The 12,806-nt window shown below is 70.9% G+C and carries 12 protein-coding genes; 5 read left to right on the plus strand and 7 right to left on the minus strand.

Annotated features, from left to right (window positions below; all coding sequences use genetic code 11):
* The coding region (locus ACZ7MX_RS35190; protein WP_472138202.1) for an AIR synthase-related protein at positions 1 to 645 on the plus strand (645 nt) is incomplete at its 5' end.
* 70 nt (positions 646 to 715) lie between these two features.
* On the opposite strand, the gene purN is transcribed toward ACZ7MX_RS35190, so the two are convergent.
* A complete protein-coding gene (gene purN, locus ACZ7MX_RS35195; protein ID WP_472138203.1) occupies positions 716 to 1,372 on the minus strand; it encodes a phosphoribosylglycinamide formyltransferase in 657 nt (218 codons plus the stop codon).
* A 29-nt stretch (positions 1,373 to 1,401) separates the two neighbouring features.
* A complete protein-coding gene (locus tag ACZ7MX_RS35200) occupies positions 1,402 to 2,259 on the minus strand; it encodes a winged helix-turn-helix domain-containing protein (RefSeq protein ID WP_472138205.1) in 858 nt (285 codons plus the stop codon).
* A gap of 974 nt (positions 2,260 to 3,233) precedes the next feature.
* Here ACZ7MX_RS35200 and ACZ7MX_RS35205 point away from each other — a divergent pair.
* On the plus strand, positions 3,234 to 4,487 hold the full coding sequence (locus ACZ7MX_RS35205; protein ID WP_472138394.1) for an MFS transporter: 1,254 nt from the start codon (positions 3,234 to 3,236) through the stop codon (positions 4,485 to 4,487).
* A gap of 71 nt (positions 4,488 to 4,558) precedes the next feature.
* Here ACZ7MX_RS35205 and ACZ7MX_RS35210 read toward each other — a convergent pair whose 3' ends face one another.
* Both ACZ7MX_RS35210 and ACZ7MX_RS35215 read right to left on the minus strand, forming a co-directional pair.
* Positions 4,559 to 5,581 carry a LysR family transcriptional regulator gene (locus tag ACZ7MX_RS35210; protein ID WP_472138206.1) on the minus strand — a complete coding sequence of 341 codons (1,023 nt, stop codon included), beginning with the start codon at positions 5,579 to 5,581 and terminating at the stop codon, positions 4,559 to 4,561.
* A gap of 156 nt (positions 5,582 to 5,737) precedes the next feature.
* Positions 5,738 to 8,560, minus strand: coding sequence for a penicillin acylase family protein (locus ACZ7MX_RS35215; RefSeq protein ID WP_472138208.1), 2,823 nt, complete (start codon positions 8,558 to 8,560; stop codon positions 5,738 to 5,740).
* A 259-nt stretch (positions 8,561 to 8,819) separates the two neighbouring features.
* Here ACZ7MX_RS35215 and ACZ7MX_RS35220 point away from each other — a divergent pair, with 259 nt between their 5' ends.
* Positions 8,820 to 9,434: a hypothetical protein gene (locus ACZ7MX_RS35220; RefSeq protein ID WP_472138210.1), complete on the plus strand. Its 615-nt coding sequence runs from the start codon at positions 8,820 to 8,822 to the stop codon at positions 9,432 to 9,434.
* A 133-nt stretch (positions 9,435 to 9,567) separates the two neighbouring features.
* Positions 9,568 to 10,314: a 3-keto-5-aminohexanoate cleavage protein gene (locus ACZ7MX_RS35225; protein WP_472138211.1), complete on the plus strand. Its 747-nt coding sequence runs from the start codon at positions 9,568 to 9,570 to the stop codon at positions 10,312 to 10,314.
* A gap of 44 nt (positions 10,315 to 10,358) precedes the next feature.
* On the opposite strand, the gene soxR is transcribed toward ACZ7MX_RS35225, so the two are convergent.
* Positions 10,359 to 10,955 (minus strand): redox-sensitive transcriptional activator SoxR, encoded by a 597-nt coding sequence (gene soxR / locus ACZ7MX_RS35230; RefSeq protein ID WP_472138213.1) that lies wholly within the window; start codon positions 10,953 to 10,955, stop codon positions 10,359 to 10,361.
* 198 nt (positions 10,956 to 11,153) lie between these two features.
* Here soxR and ACZ7MX_RS35235 point away from each other — a divergent pair, with 198 nt between their 5' ends.
* Positions 11,154 to 11,615 (plus strand): MaoC family dehydratase, encoded by a 462-nt coding sequence (locus tag ACZ7MX_RS35235; RefSeq protein WP_030814872.1) that lies wholly within the window; start codon positions 11,154 to 11,156, stop codon positions 11,613 to 11,615.
* Here the strand turns inward: ACZ7MX_RS35235 and ACZ7MX_RS35240 are convergent.
* Both ACZ7MX_RS35240 and ACZ7MX_RS35245 read right to left on the minus strand, forming a co-directional pair.
* A complete protein-coding gene (locus ACZ7MX_RS35240) occupies positions 11,606 to 12,094 on the minus strand; it encodes an NUDIX hydrolase (RefSeq protein WP_472138214.1) in 489 nt (162 codons plus the stop codon). The genes ACZ7MX_RS35235 and ACZ7MX_RS35240 overlap by 10 nt on opposite strands.
* Before the next feature lie 109 nt (positions 12,095 to 12,203).
* Positions 12,204 to 12,800 carry a dihydrofolate reductase family protein gene (locus ACZ7MX_RS35245; protein ID WP_472138216.1) on the minus strand — a complete coding sequence of 199 codons (597 nt, stop codon included), beginning with the start codon at positions 12,798 to 12,800 and terminating at the stop codon, positions 12,204 to 12,206.
* Positions 12,801 to 12,806 lie beyond the last annotated feature (6 nt).

Genomic DNA, 12,806 nt, shown 5'->3' on the forward strand with positions numbered 1-12,806 from the left:
GCCTGCCAGATCCTGGGCACCCCGGTGACCGGCGGCAACGTCTCGCTGTACAACCAGACCGGCGAGACCGCGATCCACCCCACGCCGGTCGTGGCCGTGCTGGGTGTGATCGATGACGTCACGCGCCGCACGCCGATCGGGTTCGCCGAGGAAGGACAGTTGATCTACCTGCTCGGTGACACCCGTGAGGAGTTCGGCGGTTCGGCCTGGTCGCAGGTCGTCCACGAGCACCTCGGCGGTCTGCCGCCGGCCGTGGATCTGGAGCGCGAGCGGCTGCTGGCCGAGATCCTGATCTCCGCCTCCCGCGACGGCATGATCGACGCCGCCCACGACCTGTCCGACGGCGGCCTGATCCAGGCCCTCGTCGAGTCCTGCCTGCGCGGCGGGACCGGTGCCCGGCTCGTCGTGCCCGACGGACTGGACGCGTTCACCTTCCTCTTCTCCGAGTCGGCGGGCCGTGCGGTCGTCGCCGTGCCGCGCAGCGAGGAAGTCCGCTTCACCGACATGTGCACCGTCCGGGGCCTGCCGGCCACCCGCATCGGTGTCGTCGACGGCGAAGAGATCGACGTCCAGGGCGAGTTCAGCATCCCGCTCAGCGAACTGCGCACCGCCCACGAGAGCACCATCCCAGGGCTGATCGCCTGACATGAGGTGACCTGACGGTGGCTGTGGCCCCGTTGCCGGACCGGCAACGGGGCCACAGCCACCACCACACTCAGGGAATCAGGACTCTTCGCCCCACCACCCGGTAGCCGTTCCGGGCGATCCTTCGTACGACGTCGACCAGCAGTGCGCGCTCGACCTCCTTGATGCGTTCGTGCAGCGTGGCCTCGTCGTCCTCGTCCCGTACCTGCACCACGCCCTGCGCGATGATCGGGCCGGTGTCCACGCCGTCGTCGACGAGGTGCACCGTGCAGCCGGTCACCCGGACGCCGTGGGCGAGTGCGTCGCGTACGCCGTGGGCGCCGGGGAAGCTGGGCAGCAGGGCGGGGTGCGTGTTGAGGACGCGGCCGCCGAACCGGGCGAGGAACGCCTTGCCGACGATCTTCATGAAGCCCGCCGAGACCACCAGGTCCGGCCGGTAGGCCGCGGTCGCCTCGGCCAGGGCCTCGTCCCACTCCTCTCGGGTGGCGTGGTCCTTCACCCGGCACACGAAGGTCGGCAGTCCGGCGCGCTGCGCACGTTCCAGACCGGTGATGCCCGGCCGGTCGGCACCGACCGCGACGATCTGCGCACCGAAGCCCGCCGGATCGGCGGCGATCGCGTCGAGGAGGGCCTGGAGGTTCGTGCCGGAGCCCGAGACCAGGACGACGAGGCGGAGGTCCGGTGCTCGTCGTTCGATCATGTCCGCCGCGTCCCTCGCGTTCGTCATGTGGGGCATGTCCGTTCTGTTCGTCGCCTTCATGACAGGGCGTCCACCAGTGCGTCGCCCCGCAGCGTGCGCAGTATCCGGACCTCCCGGCCGCGCCGTTCGCGGGAGAGGAGACCGGCCTGTTCCAGTTGCCGGCAGTGGTACGTCACCGTGCCGGCGGTGCAGTGCAGCAGGTCGGCCAGCTTGCCCATGGTGACCGGCTGGTTGCCCGTCCGGAGGATGTCGGCCCGCAGCTCGCCGAGCATCATGGCGAGCGCGTCGGCGGCCGTCTCCGCCCGTGCGGCCTCGCCCTGCAGGAGCGGGGCGAGACCGGCGACGGGATAGCCGAGGTACATGTGGCCGTGGCGGTCGAGGTGGTAGGCGCAGGCGCGGGTGCCGGAGACCAGCGGCATGAGCGTCAACTTGCGTACCGTGGCGCCCTTTTCGATCGGTGCGTGGTCGGGCAGCAGGATGTTTCCGTCGACGAAGGCGATGCGCGGGCTGAGATTCGCGAGGAACGCGCTCATCGTTCCGGTGACCGAGGCCACTCCCGCGCGCTCGATTTCCCGTTCCAGTAAGGGCTTTCCCTGCTGCCATACGGGGGCCACCGCGTTCCATACCTTTCGCGCCAGTCCGGCATATGCATTCAGGAAGTCGGCGGGATTGTCCGTGGCCTTGCGCCAGGCCGGCGGCACTTCTCCGCCGAATGTGCGGGCCAGGTCGGTGAGGAGTGCGTCCGGCGGCATCTCGGCAATGCGCCGGACCTCCTCGCGCATACTGCTTTCCTTGAGTTCCCCCCGCATCAGGAGGGATTCGGGAATGTGCAGGGAGCCGCCCGCGGTGATCGGCCCCATCACATCCGCCAGATACTCGGGGCAGGCCTTCCGCAGCAGCCTGCGCCGGCTCACCGGTACGCCTTGCGCGACACCGAGGACATCGGCCAGCAAGGAGATGACAGAGACTCCCGGAAGAAACGCTATCGATACGGGAATGTCGACGTTTGTACCCAGATGAAGTCCGACCGCTTGGGTCACTTCTTTTCCCCCGTTCAGAAGAACCACTGGTGAACCACGTTCACGCCTGTGCGCCGGGGTCGGTCGGCCCCGGCGTACAGCAATGCTTCAGTCCTCGTCACGGCACCCCGTCGGCGGTTACGGCACCGGATCTGGCCTGTAGAAGATCGCGTATGGAACTACCTCTCCGTGCTGCTGCACGGAGAGTCGGCGCGGATCAGGCCGAGAGTGTGTACCTCTGCTCCCCCCGCAGCAGTATTGGCCCTTACCGCACTCAGAGTGAAGAGTGAAAAGTCGGCTCGGACCGGCCGCGTGATGTCCCCTTCATTTGATGTGGTGACATCAAATGAAGCGTCACCAAACCTTTGAATGACCCCCACTTGAAGCATAGTTCACGCCACGCGCCCCCGGCAACCAGCCAAAGGTAAACTACGATCGAGTAGTTGAAGCGGATATCTTTCTTATGCTGCACCAACTGCGGATTGGCCGGGACGGAATCCACATGCCGCGGGAAGCCAAACGGAATCCTTCAATCCCGCTGCCGGTCAGCACCTCACACCCCCATTGTTCCGGCCACCGGCCGCCGTTCGTCGCCCCACGGAGAGCCGAACGTCGCCCGATTCCCTTTCTGAGGACTCCCGGCAGAGGTATCCGGTTGCGCCGAGAAATGGCCATTTCCGCATCGCGTCGGAACGCCACGCGCACCCCACCGACATCTCATGTACCGAGATCTCGCATCCCACGTATTGACTGGCTCGGCCGACCACGTGAGAGTGCGACAGGTGCAGAGTGAAACCACTTCGGACCAGGCGGACCAGACGGGCCAGACGGACCGGTCCACGGCAGCGCCCGCGGAGAGCAAGGAGAGCCTGCGGCGGGTCGCCGTGGCCTCGTTCATCGGGACGGCCATCGAGTTCTACGACTTCTACATCTACGGGACGGCCGCCGCGCTCGTCCTCAACCAGGCGTTCTTCCCGACCCTCGACCCGGTGAACGCCACCCTCGCGTCCTTCTCCACCTACGCGGTGGCGTTCGCCGCCCGGCCCCTCGGGTCGGTGATATTCGGCCACTTCGGCGACCGGGTGGGCCGCAAGTCCGTACTGGTCGCCTCGCTGCTGCTGATGGGACTGTCCACCGCGTTCGTCGGACTGCTGCCGGGCTACGGCACCTGGGGCATCTGGGCCCCGCTGCTGCTGATCCTCCTCCGCTTCCTGCAGGGCATCGGGCTGGGCGGCGAGTGGGGCGGGGCCGCGCTGCTGGCCGTCGAGCACGCCCCGCGCGGACGCCGGGGCCGGTACGCCGCCTTCCCCCAACTCGGCCCCTCGGTCGGGTTCTTCGCGGCGACCGGAGTCTTCTGGCTGCTGTCGTCCGGGCTCGACGACGCGGCGTTCCGGTCGTGGGGCTGGCGGGTGCCGTTCCTGCTGTCCTTCCTCCTCGTCGGCGTCGGACTGTTCGTCCGGCTGAAGATCAGCGAGACCCCGGTGTTCGCCCGGGTGCTGGACGCCCAGGAAGCCGGCAAGGTCCCCGCGGCCGACGTACTGCGCCGCCATCCGCGCGAACTGCTGCTGGGCGCCGGCGGCATGATCATCGCGTACGGCCTCTTCTACACCGCCACCACCTACTGCCTCTCCTACGCCACCGGCACCCTGGGCATCTCCCGCAACACCATGCTGGGGCTGTCCCTCGTCGCCTGCCTGTTCCTCGCCGCCGGCACCTGGCTCGCCGCCACCCGCTCGGACGGGGCCGGCCGCCGCAAGCTGGTCCTGCTCGGCAGCGGGTGCGCCGCCGTCTGGGGCCCGGCGCTCTTCCCGCTGCTGGACACCCGCCAGCCGGTGCTGGTCGCGCTCGGCATCGGCGGGGCGCTGTTCTGCATGGGCGTGATCTACGGCCCGATGGGCGCGTTCCTGCCGGAGCTGTTCGGCACGACGGTGCGCTACTCGGGGGCCTCGCTCGCGTACAACCTCGGCGGCGTGCTGGGCGGCGCGGTGGCTCCGCTGGTCGCCACCCGGCTCCAGTCCTCGTTCGGCTCCGCCTCGGTGGGCTGGTATGTCAGCGCCATGGCGGTGGTCTCGCTGGTGTGCGTGCTGGCGCTGCCGGAGACCCGGGAGCGCGACCTGGGCTGAGCGCCGCGGCGGAGGGCTGCTGCCGCCGGACGAACCACCGGCGACCGCACGGGAGTTGACGCCTCAGGCGTTCACGACTGGAGCCACCAGCGCTCGTTCTCCGCCGACAGCGCCTTCCACAGGAGGTTGAGCGGATGGCCGGGCGGGTACGAGGCCCGCTCCCCGCGCCGGGTGAAGACGCCGACCAGGACCTCGGTCCGCGGGCCCACGTCCCCGACGATCTCCAGGGTGCGCAGGCCCCCGGCCTCCGGGAGCCGGCCGTCCGCGGCGGCCTCGCCGATGCCCCGGGTGACCAGCATCGCGCCGCTCACCAGGCCCGAACGCAGCAGTTCGAAGCCGTAGTGGGCGGCCTCTATCTCGGCCGCTATGGAGAGCTTCTGGCGGTAGTCGGTGCCGTACCAGGCGGTCAGGAAGCGGCCGATGAGTCCCCGTGCGGAGATCACCAGGGGCAGCCGGTCCAGCTCGTGGGCGGGGAGGGAGGCGCCGGGAAGCCGGTCCGGCGGCAGGTTGGTCAGCAGGGAGAGGCCGCTGCGCCGCCACTCCATGACCTCGTAGGGGGCCAGCAGTTCCGTTTCTTCGCCCTCGGTGACCACCACGCTGCCGCAGACCAGGTCGAGTTCGGTGCTGCGCAGCTTGGTGAAGAGGTCGCCGGTGCGGACGTGCGTGACCTTGAGGTCGACGTTCTCGCGCGCGTAGTCCTCGCTGACCCGTTCCGCGGCGTCGAGCAGGAAGCCGAGGGTGTAGCGGGTGGTGCCGACCGACAGGGTCCGGCCGAGCCGGCGCCGGGCGTCGTGCACGCCCTCGGCCCACTCCCCCAGCGTGCGGCGGGCCAGCCCGACCAGTGCCTCGCCGGTCGCGGTGAACAGGGCGTCCCGGCCGCGCCCCTGTTTGCGTACCAGCTCCTCGCCGCACAGCCCGGCGAAGGTGCGGTTCAGGGTGTCCAACTGCTTCTGCACGCTGGACTGTTCGCGGCCCAGCCGGCGGGCGGCACCCAGCGCGGTGCCCGCCTCGTGGACGACGATCAGCGTGCGCAGCTGGTCCATCGTGGTGTCAAGCAGCTCCGTCGGGTACTGCTGCGGTCCGGACAAGGCCATGCGCCCCTACTCGTACTCGCTTTCCCGTGCCTGGAATTCAGGACTGTGCAGCATAGCCAAGCCCTCGATCACCGCCGGTGCAGGGGTGGTTACGCACGAAGGCCCCGGTGCGCCGCCGAGCGGGCTCCGGGGCCTTCGTGTCCTGCGGCCTGCTTCCTACCGGTGGGTGGGGAACTCCACCACCTGCTGGAAGGTCGGCCGGTTCTGCCAGCTGATGGTGTCGTGGGTCAGCCCGCCGACCGCGCGGTGGACGATCGCGTCCGCGCACCACTGGTCGCCGGCCTTGCAGCTGGCGTCGCCCGGGTAGACCTGCTCGGCCGTCCTGGCGGTGGCCTGCCGGAGGGTGGCCAGCAGGGTGTCGCGGCAGGCGGACAGGTCGCCGCCGCCGCAGTACCGCTGGGCCAGCGGGCCCTTGACCGTCTCGCCCAGTACGGAGCGCAGGTCCTTGTCCGCGTAGGACCACCAGCCGTACTGGAAGGCGGATCCGGCGTGCGCCCCCGTGGGGCCGTGGCCCGCCGACGGCGACTCGTCGATGCCGAGGTCGGAGGTGAGGGCGCCGTACAGGTCGTCGCCGAGGCCGGGCTTGAAGACGCCCTCGATCATCAGCGGCCACCAGGCGTCCATCAGACGGACCGCTTCGGGGTGGGTGTAGGTGTGCGAGCCGGGGCTGGTCTCCCGGCGTTGGGCGCCGTCCTTGCGCCAGGCCGCCAGCTGCTGGACGGCGGTCTTCAGCGCGGGGTCGGTGACCGGCTTGCTGCCCAGGACCCGCAGGAGTTCGGGCAGCACGTCCTCACCGCGCAGGTCGGTGACCGCGGCCTCGGACATCGCGCGGGTGAGGGACGCCCGGGTGACCCCGCCCTCCTGGGTCAGCGCGCGCACCCGGTCGTCCAGCAGGTTGGCGCGGTGCACCGGGCCGTTGCCGAAGCCGGCCGAGTCGTAGTCCTTGGCCTGTTTGTTGTTCCAGGAGATGTAGTAGTCCTGGCCGACCGACTGCGGGTGCTGTGCGGGCGGGGTGTAGTCGCTGGTGTTGGTGGCGGCGTCGTAGCCGCGCCACTCGTAGGCGTCGTCCGCCCTGACCGGCAGGGAGGGGTCGACGTCGGGGTTGCGGACGGGGTTGAGGCCGCTGTTGAAGTACGCGATGTCGCGGGAGTCGGCGTAGAACCAGTTGAAGGCGTAGCCGATGTGCGCCGCGGCCTGCTGGAAGGACGTCGCGTCGTGCACGGCCGAGGGGTCGTTGAACATCTGGAAGCCGATGATGGAGTCGGCCTCGTGGCGGTAGGTGGAGCGCTGCGCGGTGTAGGCGACGGGCTTGCCGCCGATGGTGGCGCGGTGGGTGACCGTGCCGTACTTCGTCCGGAAGACCTGCATCCGGTACGAGCCGGCCGCGGTCGGGTCGGCGACGGTGGGCTTCCAGGAGTTGGTGCGCTCCAGCTTCTCCATCGGGACGCACGAGCCGTGGTAGCGGTAGGAGGTGGAGTCCTTGGTGGCCGGTGAGCCGTCCTGGTTGCACAGGTCGACGGCGTAGCTGTCGGTGATGTCCTGGCCGGCGGAGGTGGCGCTCCAGGCGTAGTCCTGGCCGCGGCCGAGCTGGATGTACATCCCGACGCCGGCGAAGGAGGCGCCGCGGGCGCTGATGCCGGGGCCCTGGATCTCCTGGAGCATCAGCAGCTGCGGCGCGAAGTACCCGGTCTGCGGGCCGAAGACGGCGACCGGGTGGCCGCTTTCGGTGTGCTTGCCGGAGACCAGCAGGGCGTTGGACATCCCGCGGTGCTGGGTGGGGTTGAAGCTCCCCTTGGGAAGCACCCCGTCCTTGAAGAGGCCCTCCAGCTTCCGGTACTTCTTCGGGGCCTTGACCGGGTCCTGGGGCGCGGTCCCGCCCTTGGCGGTGGCGGCGCCGGTCCGGTCGAAGACCAGGGGTTCGGGGGTGACCGAGCCGCGGTCGGGCAGTGCCGTTCCCTGCGCCTTGTCCGGTTTGACGGCGTAGGGGAAGCTCTGGCCGTCGTGCAGGGTCTTGGCGGCCTCGGGGTCGTTGCGCTCGCGGAAGGACTCCCAGACCTCGGTGCCCTTCTTCATGCCGTACTTCTGCTGGGCGGCGAGCAGCGACAGGGCGTTGGTGACCTCGCCGCCCCCGCCGTTGCCGAAGAGGCCGCCGACGACGGAGGCCAGGGCTATCAGGTCGGTGAGCTTGAAGGGCTGGATCTCCCCGGCGTTGGTGATCGCGTCGATGTGGCCGGTGAGGACGTATTCGCCGGGGAAGTAGCGGCCGTTCTTGGACTGTTCGCGGTAGGCGTTGATGCCGTCGACGTACGCCTGGGCGTCCGCCATGGCCTGCTTGCCGCGCTCCCCGTTGTGGTCCCTGATGTAGTCGATCTGCTCCTGGAGGTCCTTCTCGGTGTACGGCGCCTGCGGCCAGAACTCCTGCTCCAGACCCTGGTTGGCGGGTGCGCCGCCGGCGAAGGAGGTCAGCTCGCCGCGTCCGATGTGGCGGAAGAGGTCCATCAGCCAGAGGCGGTCCTGACCCGCCGCGTAGCCGGCGCCGAATTCGGTGCCGTAGCGGGTGGTGCCCTTGATGTGCGGGACGCCGGTCTTCTTGTCGCGGGTGATGGTCACGTCGTCGCGGGGCGCGGTGACCTTGCCCACCTGGTCGGCCGGGACGCCGAAGGACGCGTCGTTGAAGAAGTGGGTGAGGGTGTCGTCGGTGAGCGACTGGTAGCCGCCGGCCAGGGCGGCGTACGGGCCGAGCTGGTCGGTGGAGTGCTCGGGGTGGGTGCCGAACAGCTTGTTGCCGAGGATCTCCACCAGGGTGGCGTTGCCGGTGGCGCCGGGCGGCAGGATGTCGGCGCACCGGCCCTGGCAGTAGTCGTGGGTCTCGTCGGCCGCGGTGGCGGCCGCGACGGGGGGTGGCGCCATGAGCGTGGCACCCAAGGCGCACAGGGCCGCCACCGCGGCAGTCCTGAGCCGTCCGGTACGTCGTCGCATTCCTGCTCCTCGATGGGGGTCTCCCGCTGCTCCGCGAGGGCACGGGGAGAGAGGGTGGGCGGGACGTTACCGGCGGTTATCCCCGGCCGGAAGATGAACAACCGTCATCTTTTCTTCTTCCCCACAGACCTCGGCAGTTGACCGCCCGACACGTCGGAACATCGCTCGCGAAACCGCAAAAAAATTCGAGGGATCCGATTGGTGATCGGTTACGTCCCATCCCCGTCCAGTCGGGTCCTCCCCCCGGAGGTGGGATGAAATGGCCGGTTTCAGAGCCCTCGCAGAACAGGTCCGCAATCCACGACTCGTCGCGGCCCAGCGCCGCACCGCCCTGCGCAAGTGCCTTGAGCGGTTCGCCCCTTACGGGCACCGCGCCACCTGGCACCATCTGTGCACCCGGGCCGGTATCGCGACCCAGGACCGCGATCCGGACCCGGAGCGGCTGGTCGCCGCGCTCACCGAGCTGGAGGAGGCCCGTAGCCTCTGGCTCGCGTACGAGGAGGAGTTCGCCGCCCGGCGCCGCAAGGAGAAGCACGACGGCATCCGGCAGGTCGGCGCCCTCGACGACTGGCACCGCCGTACCTGGGGCGGCTGTGACATCGTGCCGTGCGAGTCACCGCACCGGCATCCGGCCGCCCGGCTCGCGGTGGTGCTGCACCGCATGATCACGGCCATGGAGGCCGGCCGGCCGCGCCATGACTGCCCCGTCTGCGGCTCCACCCGCTTCGCCTGGCTCCCGGAGACCGCGGACGCCCCGGCGCCCGGCCCGGCCTGCCGCCAGTGCGGTGTGCTGGCCCCGGTGGCTGTCCTGACCCCCGAAACGCTGCGGGCCGCCCACCGGACCCACCTAGCGGGGGCGTTCGCGGCGGCCTGAGCCCGCGTCGCGTACGGCCGGAGCCCGTTGCCGGGACCCATTGCCGGACCCAGCCGTCATTCCCCGGCGTCGGGCCGTTTGTTCGGACCCTGGCGCCAGGCCGTTGTCGGACCCCGGTGGCATGCTGGGAAACGTGCTGCAGGTATGTCTCAACGGGCCCCGGACCGCGGCGGATTCGGGAGCAGTGCCGATGTCGCCGGCCGCGCTCGCGGAGGCGGCGCGGCGGGCGGTGGCGGCCGGCGCCGAGGAGGTCCACGTCCATCCCAAGACCCCGTGCGGCAGGGATTCGCTCTCGCCGCGCGTGGTGGGCCCCGCCCTGGAGGCCGTCAGGGCGGCGGTGGACGTCCCGGTGGGCGTGACGACCGGCGCCTGGACCGAGCCGGACCCGCCCGCCCCGTCCGACGGGTCAGGCAGACCCGCAGACCGCCGCGTGGAGCGCATACGCTCATGGACGGTGCTGCCCGATCACGCCTCGGTGAACTGGCACGAGGAGGGCGCCGAGGCGCTGGCCGCCGCCCTGCTGGAGCGCGGCACGGCGGTCGAGGCCGGTCTCTGGTCGGGCACGCCGGGTCCGGGGCGGTTCCTCCGCTCGCCGCTCGCGCCGCGGGTCCTGCGGGTGCTCGCCGAAGTCACCGACACCGACGCCGGGTCGGCGCCGGCCACCGCCCGCGCGCTGCTCGCCGAGGTGGCCGGCGGAGCGCACGGCCGCCCGGTGCTGCTGCACGGCTGGGACGGCGGCGCCTGGCCGGTGCTGCGGCTCGCCGTCGAGCTGGGCCTGGACACCCGGATCGGCTTCGAGGACACCCTGCTGCTGCCGGACGGCCGCCCGGCCGCCGACAACGCCCAACTGGTCGCCGCGGCACGGGCATTGACGAGCTGAAGCAGCGCCTCAGGGGCCGACGCCGCGCGGGCCGTCACGCCGGCTCAGCACCGCTGGTCGTCGCGCACGCACTCCTGCTCGCCACCCGTGCCGCGCCGTGCGCCCTCCGCGCGGGACCGGCCGGCGTCCTCGCGCGGCTGCTCCCCGTCCGCGCGGCGCCGACCGTCCTCCGGGTCCTTGGTGGCGCGGTCGACCCGCAACCGCCGTGCACCCTGCCCGCGTTCGCCCAGGTTGTCGTAGGGGTTGGACAGCCCGCACCGGTCCAGCGACAGACAGCCGCAGCCGATGCAGTCGGTCAACCGGTCGCGGAGTTCGACGAGTTGACTGATCCGCTCGTCCAGTTCGGTGCGCCAGGCCTGGGAGAGCTTGGCCCAGTCGTCGCGGTTGGGCGTGCGCTCGTCCGGCAGCTCCGCCAGCGCGTCCCGGATCACCGCGAGCGGGATCCCGACCCGCTGCGCCGCCCGGACGAAAGCGACCCGGCGCAGTGCGTCACGGGCGTAGCGCCGCTGGTTGCCCGCCGTCCGGGTGCTGCTGATCAGCCCCTTGGACTCGTAGAAGTGCAGCGCGGAGACCGCGGCGCCGCTGCGCGCGGAGAGCTGGCCGACGGTGAGTTCGTGAACCTTGTGGGGAAGCTGAGGCACCTTTCCAGCCTACGGGGTGCCCCCTCCCACCTTCCGATGATCCGGCTTCCGGTGATCCGGCTTCCGATGTTCCGGCTTCCGATGATCGCGGCCCGGGCGTTGACAGCCGGTGGTCGCACTCAGCATTCTGAGCAAGCGCTTAGTAAGCGTCCGGCCGGTGACGACGGCGGCGAACGGATCCCGAGGAGGCAGACGGAGATGGCAGAGCCCCGAGTGTTTGGATCGCTCGACGAACTGCGGGCCGCGGTCGGCGAGGAGCTCGGCCCCAGTGACTGGCTGGAGGTCGACCAGAAGCGGATCGATCTGTTCGCGGACGCCACCGGCGACCACCAGTGGATCCACGTCGACCAGGAGAAGGCCGCGGCCGGCCCGTTCGGCACGACCATCGCGCACGGCTATCTGACGCTGTCGCTGCTGCCCGCCCTCGTTCCGCAGCTGATGCGGGTGGACAACGTGAAGATGGGGATCAACTACGGCACCAACAAGGTCCGCTTCCCCGCCACCGTCCCGGTCGGCTCCCGGCTCCGCGCCACCGCCAAGCTCGCGGAGGTGACCGAGGTGACCGGCGGCGTCCAGCTCACCACGGTCGTGACGATCGAGCGCGAGGGCGGCGACAAGCCGGTGTGCGTCGCGGAGTCGGTCAGCCGGTTCTACCTGTAGGGCGCGCCTCCCACGACCTGTGCGATCAGGTCGTGGATCAGGAGCTCGCCGGGCGCGCGGTCCTCGGTGAGGCGGTGCAGGTCGGCGGGGCCGAACCAGTCGTAGGCGGAGTGCTTGGACCACTCCAGGGCCGGCCGGTCCAGGTCCCCGTCGACCTCGACGAGGTAATCGGCCTCGTGCCGGAGCCCGCCGCCGTCGTCCCCTGTCCAGGCGGTGACGCCCAGCAGCGTGCGCACCCGGCGCAGGCGCCAGCCGGTCTCCTCCGCCACCTCGCGCGCCAGCGCCTGAAGGAGCGTTTCGCCGGGCTCGACGTGGCCGCCCACGATGTCCCAGGCACCGGGGAAGAGGCGGCGGTCGGCGCTGCGCTTCTGCGCGAAGGCTTGGCCGCGCCGGTTGAGGATGACCGCGCCGACCGTCCAGAGCTCGCCCCGGGCGGGCACCGGCACGTCGACGCCCGGGTCCACGATGACGGATGACATGGGCGCAGCGTACGGGCGGAGAGCCCGCGCCGGCGCCCCGTTTCCGCGTACCGCTGAGCCCTTCCCGGCCCTGCCGGCCCTTCCGGCCCCGTCGGCGCTTCCCGCCCTGTCAGCCCTTCTCGGCGGGCCGGTACGTCGCCACGTGGACGCCCGTGCCGGTGGTGACCGTCGAGACCAGTTCGAGGGGGCGCCGTCCGCCGTCCGCGGGGAAGACCGTCTTTCCGCCGCCGAGCAGCACCGGCATGATCATGAGCCGGAGTTCGTCGACCAGGCCCTCGGTCAGCAGGGTGCGGACGAGCGTCGGGCTGCCCATGACGTGGAGGTCGCCGCCGTCGGTGGCGTGCAGGTCGCGGATGCGGGCGACGACCTCGCCGGCCGGGATCCGGGTGGTGTTGTTCCAGGTCAGGTCGGCGTCGTCGAGGGTGCCGGTCACCACGTACTTGCGGACGGCGTTCATGTGGTCAGCGAACGGGTCGCCGGCCCGCCCGGGCCAGGCCGCGGCCATGGTCTGCCAGGTGCGGCGGCCGAACAGCAGCGCCTCCGTCGTGGCCACCGCGTCGCTGATGGCGCCGCCCATGACCTCGGGGTCGAAGTACGGGTGCGACCAGCCGCCGTGGGCGAAGCCGCCGTCGGTGTCCTCGTCGGGTCCGCCCGGCGCCTGTACGACGCCGTCCAGGCTCATGAACTCGCTGACCACGATGCGCATGGGCTG

The organism is Streptomyces sp. NPDC107765, assembly GCF_055657085.1.

Excerpts from the sequence above, each read along its gene's own strand:
- purN (WP_472138203.1), bottom strand. The coding sequence starts at position 1,372 with ATGACGAACGCGAGGGACGCGGCGGACATGATCGAACGACGAGCACCG.
- ACZ7MX_RS35210 (WP_472138206.1), bottom strand. The coding sequence starts at position 5,581 with ATGGCCTTGTCCGGACCGCAGCAGTACCCGACGGAGCTGCTTGACACC.
- ACZ7MX_RS35215 (WP_472138208.1), bottom strand. The coding sequence starts at position 8,560 with ATGCGACGACGTACCGGACGGCTCAGGACTGCCGCGGTGGCGGCCCTG.
- ACZ7MX_RS35220 (WP_472138210.1), top strand. The coding sequence starts at position 8,820 with ATGGCCGGTTTCAGAGCCCTCGCAGAACAGGTCCGCAATCCACGACTC.
- ACZ7MX_RS35235 (WP_030814872.1), top strand. The coding sequence starts at position 11,154 with ATGGCAGAGCCCCGAGTGTTTGGATCGCTCGACGAACTGCGGGCCGCG.
- ACZ7MX_RS35240 (WP_472138214.1), bottom strand. The coding sequence starts at position 12,094 with ATGTCATCCGTCATCGTGGACCCGGGCGTCGACGTGCCGGTGCCCGCC.
- ACZ7MX_RS35245 (WP_472138216.1), bottom strand. The coding sequence starts at position 12,800 with ATGCGCATCGTGGTCAGCGAGTTCATGAGCCTGGACGGCGTCGTACAG.